The organism is Halodesulfovibrio oceani subsp. galateae, assembly GCF_055397225.1.
The window spans coordinates 1,222,775-1,236,503 of sequence record NZ_AP042453.1 but is presented as its reverse complement, the minus strand read 5'-3'; the positions used below and the strand labels follow the sequence as shown (position 1 = coordinate 1,236,503).

Here is a 13,729-nt window from a genome sequence, read left to right as displayed (position 1 = left end):
GCTAGTTCATGGCTTCTTTCAGCCAGTCTTCCGTGCTCATTTCTTCATCTTTATTCTGCCCAGCTCCTTCACTTCGGAAGTGACCATCTTCACCAACAAGGCGACCAAGTTCTGCAATAGCTTTCATGCCGTGCTGAATGCGCAATCCCTTGGATGCATCGATACCCAAAGCTTTAAGGCCACGTTCCAGGGCTGGCATAGCTTCCTGCGCCTTATCCCCGTAGACCTGCTTCATGACGTTTTCCGGCTTCTGTGCTTCGATAGAAGCGGCTTCAGACTCAGCAGAAACTTTGAGCACAGCCTTTACGTAATCCTCGTACACCCCAGCAGCCTGATGCTGAGTGAGTCCACGGTTTGCCGCAATCTCTGCGAACAGCTTTGAATCACCTTCAAAATCAAGAGATTCTGCAAGATGTTCTGGAACGTCTACGCCTTCAAAGGTTGTGGGAATCTGATATTTATCCGCGCTATCAAACGCGCCGTTCTCACGGGCAAACGTGAGAAATCCTTCAGGTGTCGAGTAATCCGGTGTATTTTCACTGCCATCGTTATCACCGGAACCGCCAGCATCATCGTCCGAACCACCTTCATCTCCACCATCGCCGGAACTGCCATCCCCACCGGCCCCACTGTCATCAGCTGCGCCACCAGAACCACCGTCACCGCCTGCATCACCACCGGAGCCGCCGCCATCTTCTGCAAAGGACAGACACGGAAGGCACATCATCATTAAGAGTTTCCAGAAATTACGCATCACGCCTCCATAAGTTGAATAAGTTCTTTCACCAGTGCCTTACGCGCCCCGTGGTGAATCATTGCTTCATGCTCTTTGCCAGCCTGGTACGTGGGAATATCTACACCGCCGCGTACCTTCAAAAATTTCAGCAGCTCTTTCCCATCTGGTGTGCTTAACGCTCTGCGGATAGCCTGCTTTGTTTCATCAGAAAGAGGTTTTTCAACTTCCTGCTTCTTACGAAAATTACGCACTCATTCCCCCTTGAATTTGTTCTACCGCCCCAGCAATAGACTCAGCATTTGTTGCGGCCTCACCAACAGTCTTGGCTGTGTCAGCCATTTCTTTGCCTGCTTGTAAGTCTCTCGCTTGCGCTGCCATATCCTGCCGCTGCTTGCGCCCAGCATCCCTTTCTTTTGCGTCAACAAGATACTTTGCAGGATAGCCAAACAGCTCTTGCGAATCCCGAACAGCCTCATCCAAATCGAAGTTATCCATAACTTGCGGGTTCATCTCCACCATAGGCTTGATGTACTCAAGCGCACGTTGGAATGTTTGCGCCTCAGATGCCTTCTGTGCCATCGTAATCGGGGAAACATAGGCAACCTTCAAACGCGAAACGTCACCCTGTTCAATAAGTGAATGCAGCACATCTGGTGCTTCTGGAATATCGCCACGACGTTCAAGAATTCCGTTCATACGGTTAACGAAGATCGGAAGAAATTCCGTTGCAAGTCGTCCCCACATGGGAAGAAGCAGCATCATTTTTTTAGAATCACGAAGAGCTACTTCGTAGGCCGTCATGTTCGGACCACCCACCATTTGCAGCTGATCGTTAAAGAAAATCGTACGAATTTCCTGTGCCCGCTCCTTAGTAGTCATATGGACTGCACTTACATCTGCACCGGAAGAAATTGGATAGATTCCGTAATGTCGCTCTCCAGTTACGGAGTTCGCTTCGTAAAAGTTAGTTGCTCCCGAGTCTGTGTTGATACCACCCTTGTACATGCCGGAATCAACAGCATAGGCGGGTTCACACTGCGATTGAATAGCACCGTCTTTGGAATCTTCCTGTGCATGGAGCAAGCGGATATGTGGTAGCGCTATATGTGCTGGGCCACGTCCCCATGGCTCAGCACCGGAGAATTTCGAGTACCGCGCAAACATGAAAGGCTGCTCTCTGTAGCCCCCCTCAGAAAGAAGCTGGTTAGTTTCTTCTTCCCAGAACACAGAGGCATACATGAACTTGCTTGGTATGGTTGCTTCATCTGACCACTCGCCTTGCTTGCGCGGATAGATGGCCTGCCAAACGAAAACTTTATCTTCCAGTTCTTGGCGGTCTATCTTGCGCTGCACCTGATCCGAGTAGGTTCGCTTCTGGAAAATGTCTGAGGTAAGCCCACGTTTGCGCTTGCCCCAACGTTCCTGCACCTGTCGCACAGTGAGCTCCAACCGCCGAAACAAGGTATCGACGATCCCGTGCTTGTTCTCAGAAATGAAACACTCATGCGGAGAAATGGAAGAGAACGGAATTGGCGAGTCGTCTTCTGGATCTTCAACAAACAACCCCATCTGCCCAAATGTTCCATAGTCGAGATAACATTCGTTCATTTTGGAATCGAAGCCCGCCTCTTCATGCTTGCAAGCATCCATGATGAGCCCTGCAATTTCAGAAGCCCATTCAGTCACATCTGAGGAAAGCTCTTCAGCCCCCTTCCCTGTGAGAGCAGTGTGCAACCAAGTCTGTGCAGGATTCGTCAGCAAAGAATGAATGCCAGCTGCAAACTGTTGCAACGCATCTTCTGGAACGGAACTCCAAATCAGTTCACGATTCTCAGCATCCGTTGAATCGTCACTGAAAAAACGGGCTTTCGGAGCCTGCAAATATTCTGCAAGCTCCTGCCAGTCTTCTTCTGCACTTTTACGGCTCTGTTTAAGAACACGAAGGCGTTGCTGTAATTCTTTGACAAGCAGATTCATGTTACGCGCCTAACTTTGCTTTCTTAATATTTGCATCATCACCCGTTGAACCACCAAGCATGGTGCCACTACGCCCTTTGTTAAGCAGGGACTTCTTTTTATCTGCTGCCTTAGCTTCTTCTTTTTTGCGCTCTTCCTCGTAGTCTGGAACCTTTGGTGTGCTGGGCTTACCGCTAAACATTGACCCCATAGCTATCTCCTGCCTCGTTTCTTGCCGCGTGTAGACTGCGCGTGTGTTTGTGTCTGAATCTGAACTGGTGGCTTGAATCCAACCGCTGAGTACCTGAACGAGTCCGCTCCGTTTGATGCCCAATCATGTAGTGGTTGGCTCTCAAAGCACCCGCGTTCGTCATTCCACTTTTTGCGGTAATGCCTAAGCGCCTTGAGTCCGGCTGCACAGTTTGCTTTATCGAACCAGCAGCTCGGCAAAATATTACGTACAGACTGAATGCCGTCCGCAATTGAAACGCTAGGACACACACTAAACTTGATGCCCAGCTCAAGCGCGCTTTCCAGCCTGCTCTTTGCCTTGTTGCCAATCTCGCGAACGCGAATGTCGTGCGGGGCAATGTGGTCAGCGTAGCGGTAGCCGTACTTGTCCGCGTATTCCTCAAGCACCTTTGCGTAGTGCTCCAAGCCTTCGCCGCTGTTTTCATAAAAATTGATGTATCGACGCTCGCCGGATGGTGAGTACTGAAAGAACCAAATCGCGGTGGTGTCAGAAACGCCCAAATCCCACGAGGTGTAGACTTTAAGCAGTGGTTCATGCGGCACAATGCACACGCGCCCCTGTGCCTCGGCCTGTACCATGTACTTGCTGTAGTAAGCGCCCTCGATGGACTGCTCGAACGCTTCCTTTGGCGTGGTCGGGTATTCGCGCTTCATCTTTTCGCCCAAAGAGTTGGACATAACCGCATACCACGCCTTCTGCTCTGGAGAGAACTTGTAGGAAAGCTCCTGTTCCATCTTGAAAAAATAGGAGTCCTGCTCCGGTGTAAGGCGCACAGTATGCGCGGGTAGAACGTAGTCCGCACGTTCATACCAGGGAAAAAAGTGGAACTTGAAATCAAGCGAGCTTAACGGTTCGTTCATGCGCTGTTTGCGCTGGGCAACGTCACAGGTGTCGTAAAACAGGCCGGAATCACCTTCCGCCGTGGATTCGAACACAACAATGCCGTCAGTCGGCACAGTAGGCAGCGCGCCCGTTTGCACCTCTTCTGCGCGTTGTGGAAATCGGGCAGCAATTTTCCCAAGTTCGGAGACATGGAGAAAATGCAAGGTGCCAGAGCGAAACGACAGGCCGACGGCAATGGAGGAGTTATTGCCGAGCAACAGTTCTTGCGCGTTTTCGGCCTGCGCTTCTAACCCCGTGACCGCTCGTAAAGAGGGAGGAAGGTTCTTGTAGGCGTAGAGAACCTTGTTTCTAAAAATCTTTTTCACATCATCCATAGTCTGCGCGATGATGCCGACGCTGGTGTTCGAATTGAACAAACACAGATCAAGCCCGAACATGCAGGAAAAGGTTGTGAACCCCAGCTGGCGAGCCTTCAAGATGCTGTTACGGGTATGCATCTCGCTCACAAACTTTGTCTGCTCCGGATTCAGCGTAAAACGAACGCTATCGCCCTTCTTGTCGATAATCTTGTACAGATTATTCAGCCGCCAGAAACGGTTGCTGAGGTTCCGCTTCATGTCGTCATAAATTATGCTGGACATGCGGCGTCTCCATCTTCAGGCAACAGGCCGCGTTCTGTGGGAGTCAGCGAACGGGTAACACCGTCTATCTCAGCAATCAGATCCGACAACTCACCGCCTGTCTGCTGGGTGGCCTGCTCTGCATCAACCCTATCCAGAACAATCTTCACAGCGTTAATGCTAGGCTGCACATGTTTACGCACGCGCTTCGTTTCAAACATCAACGTTTGGCCTGTCTGCTTGTTCGTCACCGCTTCTTTGGTCACTTCTGTAAAACTGTAACCCTTAACAAGTTTGGTAAGGGAACTACGCGCCTCATCTATGGCAAAATCTTCAAAGCCCTGCTTGCAGGCTGTATCAAAGTCCGGATACTTCTTACGCCATTTCCAGATGGTGTTCTTCGTTACACCGAACAGCCGCCCGAGTTTGGCATTAGAAAAGCCCCCCATAGCGCACGCTTCACGCGCTTGGGCTACGTAACTTTTCTTATAGGAAGTCTTGCGGCCAGCCATAGCTAGTTGCCGCCACTGTTGGTGGTGAGAATTCGATAGATGTCGTCGATACGACCATTCTGATATTCAGAGTCCCGCTTCAAATACTTCACGGCCTCTTCAATGCGCCCGACCGTCGCAACATCTTCTTTGATAACGGTAATAGCGTTAGCGTTGGCAGTAGCCAGTGCCTCTACGTCTACAAGTCGATCATAGAACATACAGGCACCGACCATAGCCACACCAACATACCGCAGGATAGTAAGGAAAAATGAAAGATTGGAATTCTCAGAAGATATGGAAAGCCGCGCAGCTTCGCCCATCTAGCGCACCTGCGGCCTTGCATCTTGTTCGCCGCGAGAGGAGCCAAATTCGAAGCCATACACTTCTTTAACTATGTTGATAAGACAGCCCGTTACAACAAGAAGTAAATCTCGTGCAGAGCCTTCCGGAACTGGAAACATAAAGAGCGCAGCCATCACACCGACTAACGCCACCATTGCAGTAAGCGCCAACAAGTCAGCACGAAGATTGCCGCCTTTAACACGGGTAATAGCTATGTCACGATGACGAGCAGAATCGCGATCCGCAAGTTCAGCTGCAAGCTGTGCCTGTTTCCATTTGAGCATTCGCGCTTGTTCCTGCGCTTCCAGCTCCTTTAATTTCAGCAAATTTTCTGGATTCTGAGAGATAGCCTTTTCCACCGCTTCCGGTGAATCATCACAGCCAAGAATAGACGCAACAAGCGAACCAGCTGCACCGGCAACAGCACCTACAGGGCCACCAAGAACAGTACCCAGAATAGGCGCAGCTTTTGCCACCGTGCTGGCGATATCTTTCCAATCCATACAATTACCCCACATAGTAAAATCGATAGTGATTTTATTCGTGGGTATTGTCCGGTGTTGCTCATCAAAACGGACAGAAAGAAGGAAAACCAACCGCACGACAGCGCACGGACAATCACCCCGAATGATAGGGATAATTATAACACGATATTTACAGAGGGATTAAAGAGGAGTAAGCGAGAGCTTACCTTCGAGATAGGCTGGGGGGAATTGACAGGTCTCGGACAAATAATCAGGGAGGGAGTTATTATGTTTTCCAAAGGGTCAGAATGGCGGATGTGGGATCTGCATGTCCACACACCTGCTTCTTATTTCAACACCAAATATTCCGGATCATCACCAGACGAAAAATGGAAAGAATACTTTAAGGCTCTTGAAGAGTTGAACGACGTTTCTGTTTTAGGAATTACTGACTATTATTCAATTGATGGCTATCTCAAAGTAAAAGAATATAAAAATAGCGGAAAGCTCAATAATATTAACCTGTTATTGCCCAATGTAGAGTTGAGGCTTTGTCATTCGACAGCTAAAGACAAGCCAGTAAATATACATGTTGTTTTTTCTCCAGATGTTCTCAATCGAATTACAGATGACTTTTTTACCCAACTAAGATTTTCAACTAACCATGGTGAGTATACATGCACTAAGGAAAGCTTGAAGCGACTTGGTAAAGCGTATAAAAATTCGCACCCTAACATTACTGGCTGTAATTATGAATCCATTGGTGCAGAACAATTCAAAGTCGATCCGGACAACCTATTCACAATTATCGACAATCATTTTAAAGACCAAGCGCTTATTATTTTGCCAAATGGTGAAAAGGATGGGGCATCAGGATTAAAACACCACAGCATGTTAACTGTTCGTGAAACCCTTTATGCAAAATCACACGCCATTTTCTCTAGTAAAGAAAACGACAGATTATACTTTCTAGGAAAAAACGTAGATTCTGAAGAAAGTATCAAAACAAAATACTGCTCACTGATGCCATGTGTGCACGGCTCTGACTCCCACAAAATTGATACCATTTGTAAACCAAATGATGACAGATTTAACTGGATAAAAGCCGACCCAACCTTTGATGGACTGAAACAAATTCTCTTTGAGCCTGAAGAACGAGTAATTGTCCAACCAAAATCTCCAGCCGCTGAGTTTCCCAAAACTCATTTTTCAAAGCTCTCTTTCAGTGGTGCCATCTTTAATGAAATTCAGAGACCAAAATTTGATCTTACCGAGTTACCTCTTAACTCTGGCTTAGTTACAATCATTGGTGGAAGAGGAACAGGCAAAAGCTTATTACTCGAAGCAATGAAGGCCACCTTTAATAAAGGTGCGGCTGAAAAGAATTCGTCTGAAAGCCAGTCAGAAAAAATTGGTACCCCTAATTTCACTGCAACACTTTCAAAGATAGATGGTGAAGCTATTGATTTCCATCTTTCAAATGATACTAATCCTGTTGACTATCTTCATGTAAGTCAGGGAGAAGTTAAAGATATAGTAGGCAAAAAAGAAGAGTTTGGTGAAAAAATACTAGAATTATTAAACGTCAAATTCGACACGAGCGATAACTTAATTCAACAGAGTATTTCTACGGAACTTAAAGAATACATAGAAATTAAAGATTGGCTTCGAAAAACAGATGAACAAAGTAATAAAGTTCATTCAAAACGCTTTTTAGAAAAAAGAAAAAGGCACTACGAAAAATTAAAAGAAACGATAACTACTACAGATACAAAAGCTAAAGTTCTAGAATATTCCAAGAACGCCAGTAATATTGCTAAAACAAACATTTTAAAACGAGAGCTAAAAGAACTTCTCTCTACTATTAAAGATCAACTTACGAAGATAAATGACTCAATTGAAAAGATAAATGCAAAAGGCAATACTCTTTCTGAAAAGCCATTGATTTCTAAAGTCGACCTTTCAAAACAAGAACAAGAAATCGAGCAAGCTATCATCGCAAGCAACGAAAAAGATGAATTACTCTCACAAAAAAACGTTCAAATTGAGGATGAGTTACGCGCAAAAGGAATCAAAGGTGATATCTCTGGAACCCTTGAAAAGGTTACTGATTATCAACAAGAAATCGAATCTGCCACTAATTTAAAAGAACAAAATGAACAGAAAACAGTACGTGCAAGAAAGCTCTGTGAAAATCGCATCAATTTTGCACAGAAACTTCAAATGCATTTTGAAAACGCAATTGATTCATTCGAAAATAAGTTCAAAAAACTAACCAACGCTAAAGATCTACAAGAAGAGCACAAGGAAATTATAACAACACTTCTCAATAATATTTCTATTGAGGGGGAAATGGTTTTTAAACCAGAAAAATTTTACGATGGGCTTTGGAAATATATAGATGGAAGGAAAATATCGCAGAATAAACTTCGTGAAATGTTTCCAATAAACAATGCTGACGAGTATTTTTCTCTTATATCTGGTGAAAAAATAGTCTGTAATGGAAACAATACATTTAGTTCAATAGATGAATTTCTCAAAGAAAACTACGAAGCTATTAAGCAGCCGTTTCAGTTTTTGAGTTTCCTTCATCTTGATGAATATCGAGATACTTTTTTAAAGGCAATCCCAAGTATAAAGTATTACAACAAAACTCCTAAGCAACTTTCTGTAGGTCAGCGTGGGACTCTATACATATGTATTCGGCTTGCTACATCTGCATTTACGACCCCATTTGTCTTTGACCAACCAGAAGATGACCTAGACAATTCTTTCATAGTCAAAGAGCTAACAACAATTTTCAGGAAAATAAAAAAATATAGACAGTTAATTATTGTCACTCATAATGCAAATCTGGTTGTTAACGCAGACGCTGAACAAGTAATCGTTGCACAAAACGATAAAGAAACTCTCTCGTATTTTTCTGGTTCACTTGAAAATCCAAAAATTAAAAAAGAAGTTTGTGACATTCTTGAAGGTGGAGAAGTCGCTTTTAAACAACGAGAAAAGAAATACGGTTTAAATTAAAATTATTCCAAAGTTGTTAGCTTAACTTCTATTCCATTGCGAATCTGACTCAACTTAACCATAATCTTTCTATAAGTGAGAGCTATGAACAAAACTTATTTTTTAGATAGAAATGTCATGATCAAACTACGTCAATTTATTGAAGGAAAAAAACTCAATGAACGTGACTCAGAGATAATAGAAGAAATTAAAAAATTAGACACTGTTGAAAATATCATTTCGCCTTACTTATCGATTATAGAGGGCAAAAAAAATGTAAATGAAACCGTCTCTGATAAACTTGAAGTGATTGATGAAGAATGTAATTTAATTAATACATTTTGCCAAAAAGCAAAAACAGACCATGTGTTGTTACGGCAAATGGCAGCATGGATTTGTGAAACAATGCAAGGGCAGCAAGAGTATAATTTTAACCTTTGCAAAACTTTTTTAAAGCAAATTTCCCCTCTTCATGAAATTCCTAAGGCACGAAAAAAAGATAGAAGCAAAATAGAAAATAAACTACTTGAAACAGCAAAAAACATCGGCTTACCGTATACACATCCTGTTGTTACCCTTTCTTTAGCAGCACTTTATGGCTCAAAAGAAATGAGAAATTTGCTACACTTATCTAAAAAACTTAATAACCCTAAAAGCTACAATGCAGTTTCTGATGTTTATACATATCTTCGGGTGTGCGCTTTTGAAGCTCAAGCGAAGGCTTTTGGAATAAAAATTTGTTCCCAAATTATTTCATACGATAAAAATCTTAATGTGATGCTAAAAGCATTCAAGCATACTGGTGGCAGAATAACAGAACTACCAAAATCTGATATACTACACACTTCAGAACACACAATTGATGCATGCTTATTCCCATTTCTTACAGAAGAAGAGCACTTTGAGTTTATAACAGAGTTAGGAAAAAAAGAAAAAGCTCGTATCAAAACATATAGCAAGCCAATTTGGACACAACGTCTTTCTTCCAAACTAGCCCTCCCTCTCCACCAACCACCTAGCAACAGCATTTAACTCAGCACCATATACGCCCCCGTCTTTGAAGATGGGGGCTTTTTTATGCCCCACCACCATTAATAATAAAAAATATAATCACCGCATGTTATGGAGAGAATAATATAAAAAAGGAGCCCCTAATGAGCAAAGAAGAAAAGAAAGAAAAAGATGAGATGACAGAAAATGTAACTATCGTTCAGTCCACAGAATGCTGCTGCATTACCGAGCTTATCGAAAATATTGTTGCTCAGGCACAATTAGACGGGTGTGTCGTAAATATCGTTACTATATTTCCACCAGATCTAGCAGAAGAAATCGAGATCACGAAGGGCTGCAAGCCAAAAGCTGAACATTGCCCTAAGCAAAACAAGTAACTTAAGGTTTAGCTATGAAACTTGCTCCTGATCTTCGCATAGTCAACGGTATCTCAACGTCTGCGGCTTACTTACTTTCCCGCTCCACCGCCCACAGGTTGTCAGCCGTTGAAAAAACAATTCTTACCGCTATTCCTCAAACAACTTCTATCAGCTCACTGAGCAGATCGACGAACCTTTCACATTTAGTTGTTCGAGCAAGTCTCAGACGCTTACGACGCCTTAAAATCATTCTTCCAGGTAAAGGGGGGGCACCTCTTAAAAAACTGACTCCCCTTTACCAACCTCCAATCCCAAAGAAAATTTACCGAGCATGGCTTGAAGTAACTTCAGCTTGTAATTTGAATTGCCCGCATTGCTATATGGAAAGCTCTTCTCCCACCAACAACCAGTCTGGTGAGATGGATTGGCATCATGCTATCAACCAAATTTTAGACTACGGATGCGAGCACATAACATTTATTGGCGGTGAACCGTTACTTAAAATCAAGCTAGTCAAAGAGCTTCTTGAAAGAGTCAGCCAACATCACACAGCAGTTACTGCCGGAATTTTTTCAAATCTTACTCATAAGCTTGATGATGAACTTCTAAGCTACTCTGACTTGCTTGGTGTAACGTACGGCACAAGTCTCCACGGTGCTAATGAAGCAGCTCACGATTCATTCACAGGGAAAGTAGGAAGCTACCAAGCCACGCTTTCCAATATAAAAAAATTACAAGAACTTAATATTTCGCTCTTTGTTGGCATTACCCTTCTAGAGAAAAGTCAAAGCGAGTGCGATGAAATCAAAACCCGAATGGCTCAACTTGGAATCGAAAACTTCACCATGAGTGCCCCATCACAGATTGGCAGAGCTAAAGAGTACCAAGGAGCCCTTGAAGAACATTGCACACAGCAAACTTTTCACAGTAAAGCATTTAGTAACCATACCCTCGAAATCGGAACCTCCTATCACAACTGTTACTACGACCACATTGCTATCAACGAACATGGTTTTATCTATCCATGCATTATGACGAGAGACCCCATAATGAACATTATGGACAAACCTCTTCATGACTATTTCACTTCACCCAAATATGAATTTTATCGAGATCTTTCAAAAAAGGTCATTGATGGATGCAAGCACTGTGAATTCAGATATGCATGTAATGATTGTAGGGCTTCGGCATGGTCGGCAGGTCAAAACTGGTTTGAAAAACCAAACTGCGGGTACAACCCTACGTCCTCTCCACCAACCACCTAGCAACTGCATTTAACTCTGCCCCGTACACACCACCGTCCTTAAAGATCGGTGCCCCTTCCGCACGCCATTTGATGATGGTCTTGCGGCTCTTACCAAACGCTTCACAAATCTGCTGCATGTTCTTCAGCATTACCGGTGCTACTGCTGTCATAGTCTACCCCTCAATTCCTGTTACTGTGCGTTCATCTAAAAGTGTTTCCACTGCTTGCTGACGTATTCTGTAGAGCGGCTTATGTGATGAGCCTACGTTGCTTGCCTTTAGCTCTCCGCGCTTTATTAGCTTACGTACATACTTTGGGCTGATTCCTAACCGCTCTGCTACCTGTGCAACTGTCAGCGTTACTGTTGCACTCATAAGCACACCTCGAATTGATCAATTGCTGCCCGTAGATGCTCGTTACGAAACGACAGATAATTTTCTGTACTCGCCACACTTTTGTGTCCTAAAGCCTTGGCTGTTTCGCGGTAGGCATCCACGCCCACGCCTTTCGCTACAAGGTTCAGCATGTGCTCATAGACATTGTTGCCGAAGGTTTTCCGCATGGAGTGAGTTCCAAGCTTTCCGGACAGGCCTGCATGCCTGAACGCGCTTGAAAGAATTTGATATGCCCGCACCCGGGTAATGGGGCTATTCTTCCCTTGTCTTGATTTGAATAGAAAGCTGTCGTGACTCCACACCCCGCGCTGCTGCATGGAGTGGATCAGCGACAAGATAGCCTGCTGCGCTTGTCGGTTCAGATAAATTTGTCTGCTCTCGTGTCGGCCTTTCATATTGGCGCGCTTAACCTCTATCTCTTTCACCACGCGCTTACTCCGCACAACATCACGCACCCGCAAAGACAGCAGCTCAGAAATTCGAAATCCACTCGTCACTCCCAGCAGGAACAGCGTTCTATCGCGCTGCACTTCCCAGCCGGAAAAGCTACCGAGCACTCTTCTCACTTCCACACCAGAAAGCGGTCTACATCCCTTCATAAAACAACGAACTCCTAAATTTCAGCGAAAAAGTAACCGACTACGCAAAACAACTTAACTATCTGAATTAAATTTAAATCCAGAACATACCGAACGACTACGAATAGAATCAACTCTGTGAAACATTTCAGCCTGCTTTAAGAACCCTCTTGAGCACCTGCAAAGCCCTCTATCCCCCTGTGGATATGTGAAATTAATGTTTGCTAAGAATGTTAAACTAAAGATCCCAATGCGTTCATATACAACAAGCCAAGCTGCCTTCTTTTAGTTGCTTTATCACATAATATCAGACTACTAAGACTTAGAGGATAAAATGAAAGAGAAGATCAAATACTATCTAAAGACTGCTGCAAAGAACGAACTCCAAGGACATCTCATTTCCTTTTTTTTCATAACGACCTTGGGTTTATGTCTTGGGATTATTGTGCTTCAAAGTCAGCTTGCTCATACTGGCTATCAAACATCGAAAGTAATAAGCTTCCTCCTGCAGTACATTAGTCTAAGCGAAATCCGAACGCTTTATTATGTCCTACTTGTCACCTTGCCTGTATACTATTTGCTCTCAATTCCACTGCTTCAAAAATGTGCAAGTAAGCTTGGCTTAAACAAAGTTGAACCATCAAAAAAACACTGGCTTCTGGCACGTTATTGGGATCCTACCTATATATACCGAGTGCTTTCCCTAATCGTTATTTACATTTATTACAAAACCCGTGTTCTCTAGCTTTATACTAACCACTCCCCTAACCCCGCTCTATTCCCCCGATACCCAATAACCCGCACAGCTTCACCGTAGCGTTCGTGCTGGCCTGTATCAAAGTGGAACCAACTCATGCCGTCAAAAGCTTCAATGCGCTGGATGTGTTCAAACTCCGGCGCATTTGTTTTTGTCTGCATGTCGGCCCAGATCTCTACTGGGGAAACGTTGCGGAACTTGCAATCAAAGGCGCGGAACATTCGATGCTCTGATAAGGTCGCGCCCTCCTCGCATTCCCAGGGACGAAAGCCGGAAAAACGAAAGATGTGCTTTTTACTTAGATCAAGCGCATCCTCTGGGCTGAATACCTTCCAGTTATTCACTAAGCAGGAACCGTAACGCTTACGCAGTCGATCAAGCGTTACTAGTGCCAGCTGGTCAAAGCAGCGAAACAGCTTCTGCGGATTACTCTTGTAAACCTGCTGCATGTTCTGCGGCAACAGCGCCACAGGTGGAATTACTTCCTCAATGGCAAAATGCTCTGGAATAAAATTACTGCTCATCACTTCCCCTTTTCTCAGTTGAATTTTTGCACGTGTGGCAATCCCTCACATACCGCCATTTCCAGCCAACTAGCTTGCACGGCCTCAAATGCGGATACTTCTCTTTCCACCCCTTCGCCTGTTCCCAGCTTATGCAGCCTATGGA

The 13,729-nt window shown here is 44.3% G+C and carries 16 protein-coding genes; 4 read left to right on the top strand and 12 right to left on the bottom strand.

The features are described from left to right. Position 1: 1 nt before the first annotated feature. The 8 genes from ACZ5V1_RS05675 to ACZ5V1_RS05640 are packed head-to-tail and all read right to left on the bottom strand — an operon-like array spanning position 2 to position 5,747. Positions 2–754, bottom strand: a complete 753-nt coding sequence (locus ACZ5V1_RS05675; protein ID WP_464391011.1) for a hypothetical protein — start codon at positions 752–754, stop codon at positions 2–4. After that, positions 754–987 carry a hypothetical protein gene (locus ACZ5V1_RS05670; protein WP_464391010.1) on the bottom strand — a complete coding sequence of 78 codons (234 nt, stop codon included), beginning with the start codon at positions 985–987 and terminating at the stop codon, positions 754–756. The genes ACZ5V1_RS05675 and ACZ5V1_RS05670 overlap by 1 nt, the downstream gene beginning before the upstream one ends. Beyond that, a complete protein-coding gene (locus tag ACZ5V1_RS05665; protein ID WP_464391009.1) occupies positions 980–2,713 on the bottom strand; it encodes a portal protein in 1,734 nt (577 codons plus the stop codon). The genes ACZ5V1_RS05670 and ACZ5V1_RS05665 overlap by 8 nt, the downstream gene beginning before the upstream one ends. Position 2,714: 1 nt before the next feature. Further along, positions 2,715–2,903, bottom strand: a complete 189-nt coding sequence (locus ACZ5V1_RS05660) for a hypothetical protein (protein WP_160711179.1) — start codon at positions 2,901–2,903, stop codon at positions 2,715–2,717. Positions 2,904–2,905: 2 nt separating this feature from the next. Then, positions 2,906–4,429: a hypothetical protein gene (locus ACZ5V1_RS05655; RefSeq protein ID WP_464391008.1), complete on the bottom strand. Its 1,524-nt coding sequence runs from the start codon at positions 4,427–4,429 to the stop codon at positions 2,906–2,908. Beyond that, a complete protein-coding gene (locus ACZ5V1_RS05650; protein ID WP_464391007.1) occupies positions 4,417–4,920 on the bottom strand; it encodes a hypothetical protein in 504 nt (167 codons plus the stop codon). Before ACZ5V1_RS05650 ends, ACZ5V1_RS05655 begins: the two co-directional genes overlap by 13 nt. 2 nt (positions 4,921–4,922) lie before the next feature. Beyond that, positions 4,923–5,222 carry a hypothetical protein gene (locus ACZ5V1_RS05645; protein WP_464391006.1) on the bottom strand — a complete coding sequence of 100 codons (300 nt, stop codon included), beginning with the start codon at positions 5,220–5,222 and terminating at the stop codon, positions 4,923–4,925. Continuing rightward, a complete protein-coding gene (locus ACZ5V1_RS05640) occupies positions 5,223–5,747 on the bottom strand; it encodes a hypothetical protein (protein ID WP_464391005.1) in 525 nt (174 codons plus the stop codon). It abuts the gene before it with no gap. Between the two features lie 249 nt (positions 5,748–5,996). Here ACZ5V1_RS05640 and ACZ5V1_RS05635 point away from each other — a divergent pair, with 249 nt between their 5' ends. The 4 genes from ACZ5V1_RS05635 to ACZ5V1_RS05620 all read left to right on the top strand — a co-directional run bounded on the left by ACZ5V1_RS05635 (position 5,997) and on the right by ACZ5V1_RS05620 (position 11,349). Then, on the top strand, positions 5,997–8,735 hold the full coding sequence (locus tag ACZ5V1_RS05635) for a TrlF family AAA-like ATPase (RefSeq protein ID WP_464391004.1): 2,739 nt from the start codon (positions 5,997–5,999) through the stop codon (positions 8,733–8,735). An 84-nt stretch (positions 8,736–8,819) separates the two neighbouring features. Further along, entirely contained in the window at positions 8,820–9,746 is a 927-nt protein-coding gene (locus ACZ5V1_RS05630) for a hypothetical protein (protein WP_464391003.1), read from the top strand. A 122-nt stretch (positions 9,747–9,868) separates the two neighbouring features. Further along, positions 9,869–10,102 (top strand): hypothetical protein, encoded by a 234-nt coding sequence (locus ACZ5V1_RS05625; protein ID WP_464391002.1) that lies wholly within the window; start codon positions 9,869–9,871, stop codon positions 10,100–10,102. Between the two features lie 14 nt (positions 10,103–10,116). Then, the gene (locus tag ACZ5V1_RS05620) at positions 10,117–11,349 is read left to right on the top strand and encodes a radical SAM protein (RefSeq protein ID WP_464391001.1); all 1,233 of its coding nucleotides are present in this window, start codon (positions 10,117–10,119) and stop codon (positions 11,347–11,349) included. Here ACZ5V1_RS05620 and ACZ5V1_RS05615 read toward each other — a convergent pair. From ACZ5V1_RS05615 to ACZ5V1_RS05600, 4 genes are all read right to left on the bottom strand, one after another. Then, the gene (locus ACZ5V1_RS05615) at positions 11,324–11,500 is read right to left on the bottom strand and encodes a hypothetical protein (protein ID WP_464391000.1); all 177 of its coding nucleotides are present in this window, start codon (positions 11,498–11,500) and stop codon (positions 11,324–11,326) included. The two genes, ACZ5V1_RS05620 and ACZ5V1_RS05615, sit on opposite strands and share 26 nt — an antisense overlap. Before the next feature lie 3 nt (positions 11,501–11,503). Next, the gene (locus ACZ5V1_RS05610) at positions 11,504–11,704 is read right to left on the bottom strand and encodes a helix-turn-helix domain-containing protein (protein ID WP_464390999.1); all 201 of its coding nucleotides are present in this window, start codon (positions 11,702–11,704) and stop codon (positions 11,504–11,506) included. Then, positions 11,701–12,324 (bottom strand): tyrosine-type recombinase/integrase, encoded by a 624-nt coding sequence (locus ACZ5V1_RS05605; protein ID WP_464390998.1) that lies wholly within the window; start codon positions 12,322–12,324, stop codon positions 11,701–11,703. Before ACZ5V1_RS05605 ends, ACZ5V1_RS05610 begins: the two co-directional genes overlap by 4 nt. A gap of 726 nt (positions 12,325–13,050) precedes the next feature. After that, on the bottom strand, positions 13,051–13,584 hold the full coding sequence (locus tag ACZ5V1_RS05600; protein WP_464390997.1) for a hypothetical protein: 534 nt from the start codon (positions 13,582–13,584) through the stop codon (positions 13,051–13,053). Between the last annotated feature and the right edge of the window lie 145 nt (positions 13,585–13,729).

Bases quoted from the DNA above. Each gene is read 5' to 3' on its own strand.
- ACZ5V1_RS05615 (WP_464391000.1), bottom strand. From the start codon at position 11,500: ATGACAGCAGTAGCACCGGTAATGCTGAAGAACATGCAGCAGATTTGT.
- ACZ5V1_RS05650 (WP_464391007.1), bottom strand. From the start codon at position 4,920: ATGGCTGGCCGCAAGACTTCCTATAAGAAAAGTTACGTAGCCCAAGCG.
- ACZ5V1_RS05675 (WP_464391011.1), bottom strand. From the start codon at position 754: ATGCGTAATTTCTGGAAACTCTTAATGATGATGTGCCTTCCGTGTCTG.
- ACZ5V1_RS05605 (WP_464390998.1), bottom strand. From the start codon at position 12,324: ATGAAGGGATGTAGACCGCTTTCTGGTGTGGAAGTGAGAAGAGTGCTC.
- ACZ5V1_RS05600 (WP_464390997.1), bottom strand. From the start codon at position 13,584: ATGAGCAGTAATTTTATTCCAGAGCATTTTGCCATTGAGGAAGTAATT.
- ACZ5V1_RS05610 (WP_464390999.1), bottom strand. From the start codon at position 11,704: ATGAGTGCAACAGTAACGCTGACAGTTGCACAGGTAGCAGAGCGGTTA.
- ACZ5V1_RS05635 (WP_464391004.1), top strand. From the start codon at position 5,997: ATGTTTTCCAAAGGGTCAGAATGGCGGATGTGGGATCTGCATGTCCAC.
- ACZ5V1_RS05645 (WP_464391006.1), bottom strand. From the start codon at position 5,222: ATGGGCGAAGCTGCGCGGCTTTCCATATCTTCTGAGAATTCCAATCTT.
- ACZ5V1_RS05660 (WP_160711179.1), bottom strand. From the start codon at position 2,903: ATGGGGTCAATGTTTAGCGGTAAGCCCAGCACACCAAAGGTTCCAGAC.
- ACZ5V1_RS05665 (WP_464391009.1), bottom strand. From the start codon at position 2,713: ATGAATCTGCTTGTCAAAGAATTACAGCAACGCCTTCGTGTTCTTAAA.
- ACZ5V1_RS05630 (WP_464391003.1), top strand. From the start codon at position 8,820: ATGAACAAAACTTATTTTTTAGATAGAAATGTCATGATCAAACTACGT.
- ACZ5V1_RS05655 (WP_464391008.1), bottom strand. From the start codon at position 4,429: ATGTCCAGCATAATTTATGACGACATGAAGCGGAACCTCAGCAACCGT.
- ACZ5V1_RS05640 (WP_464391005.1), bottom strand. From the start codon at position 5,747: ATGGATTGGAAAGATATCGCCAGCACGGTGGCAAAAGCTGCGCCTATT.
- ACZ5V1_RS05620 (WP_464391001.1), top strand. From the start codon at position 10,117: ATGAAACTTGCTCCTGATCTTCGCATAGTCAACGGTATCTCAACGTCT.
- ACZ5V1_RS05625 (WP_464391002.1), top strand. From the start codon at position 9,869: ATGAGCAAAGAAGAAAAGAAAGAAAAAGATGAGATGACAGAAAATGTA.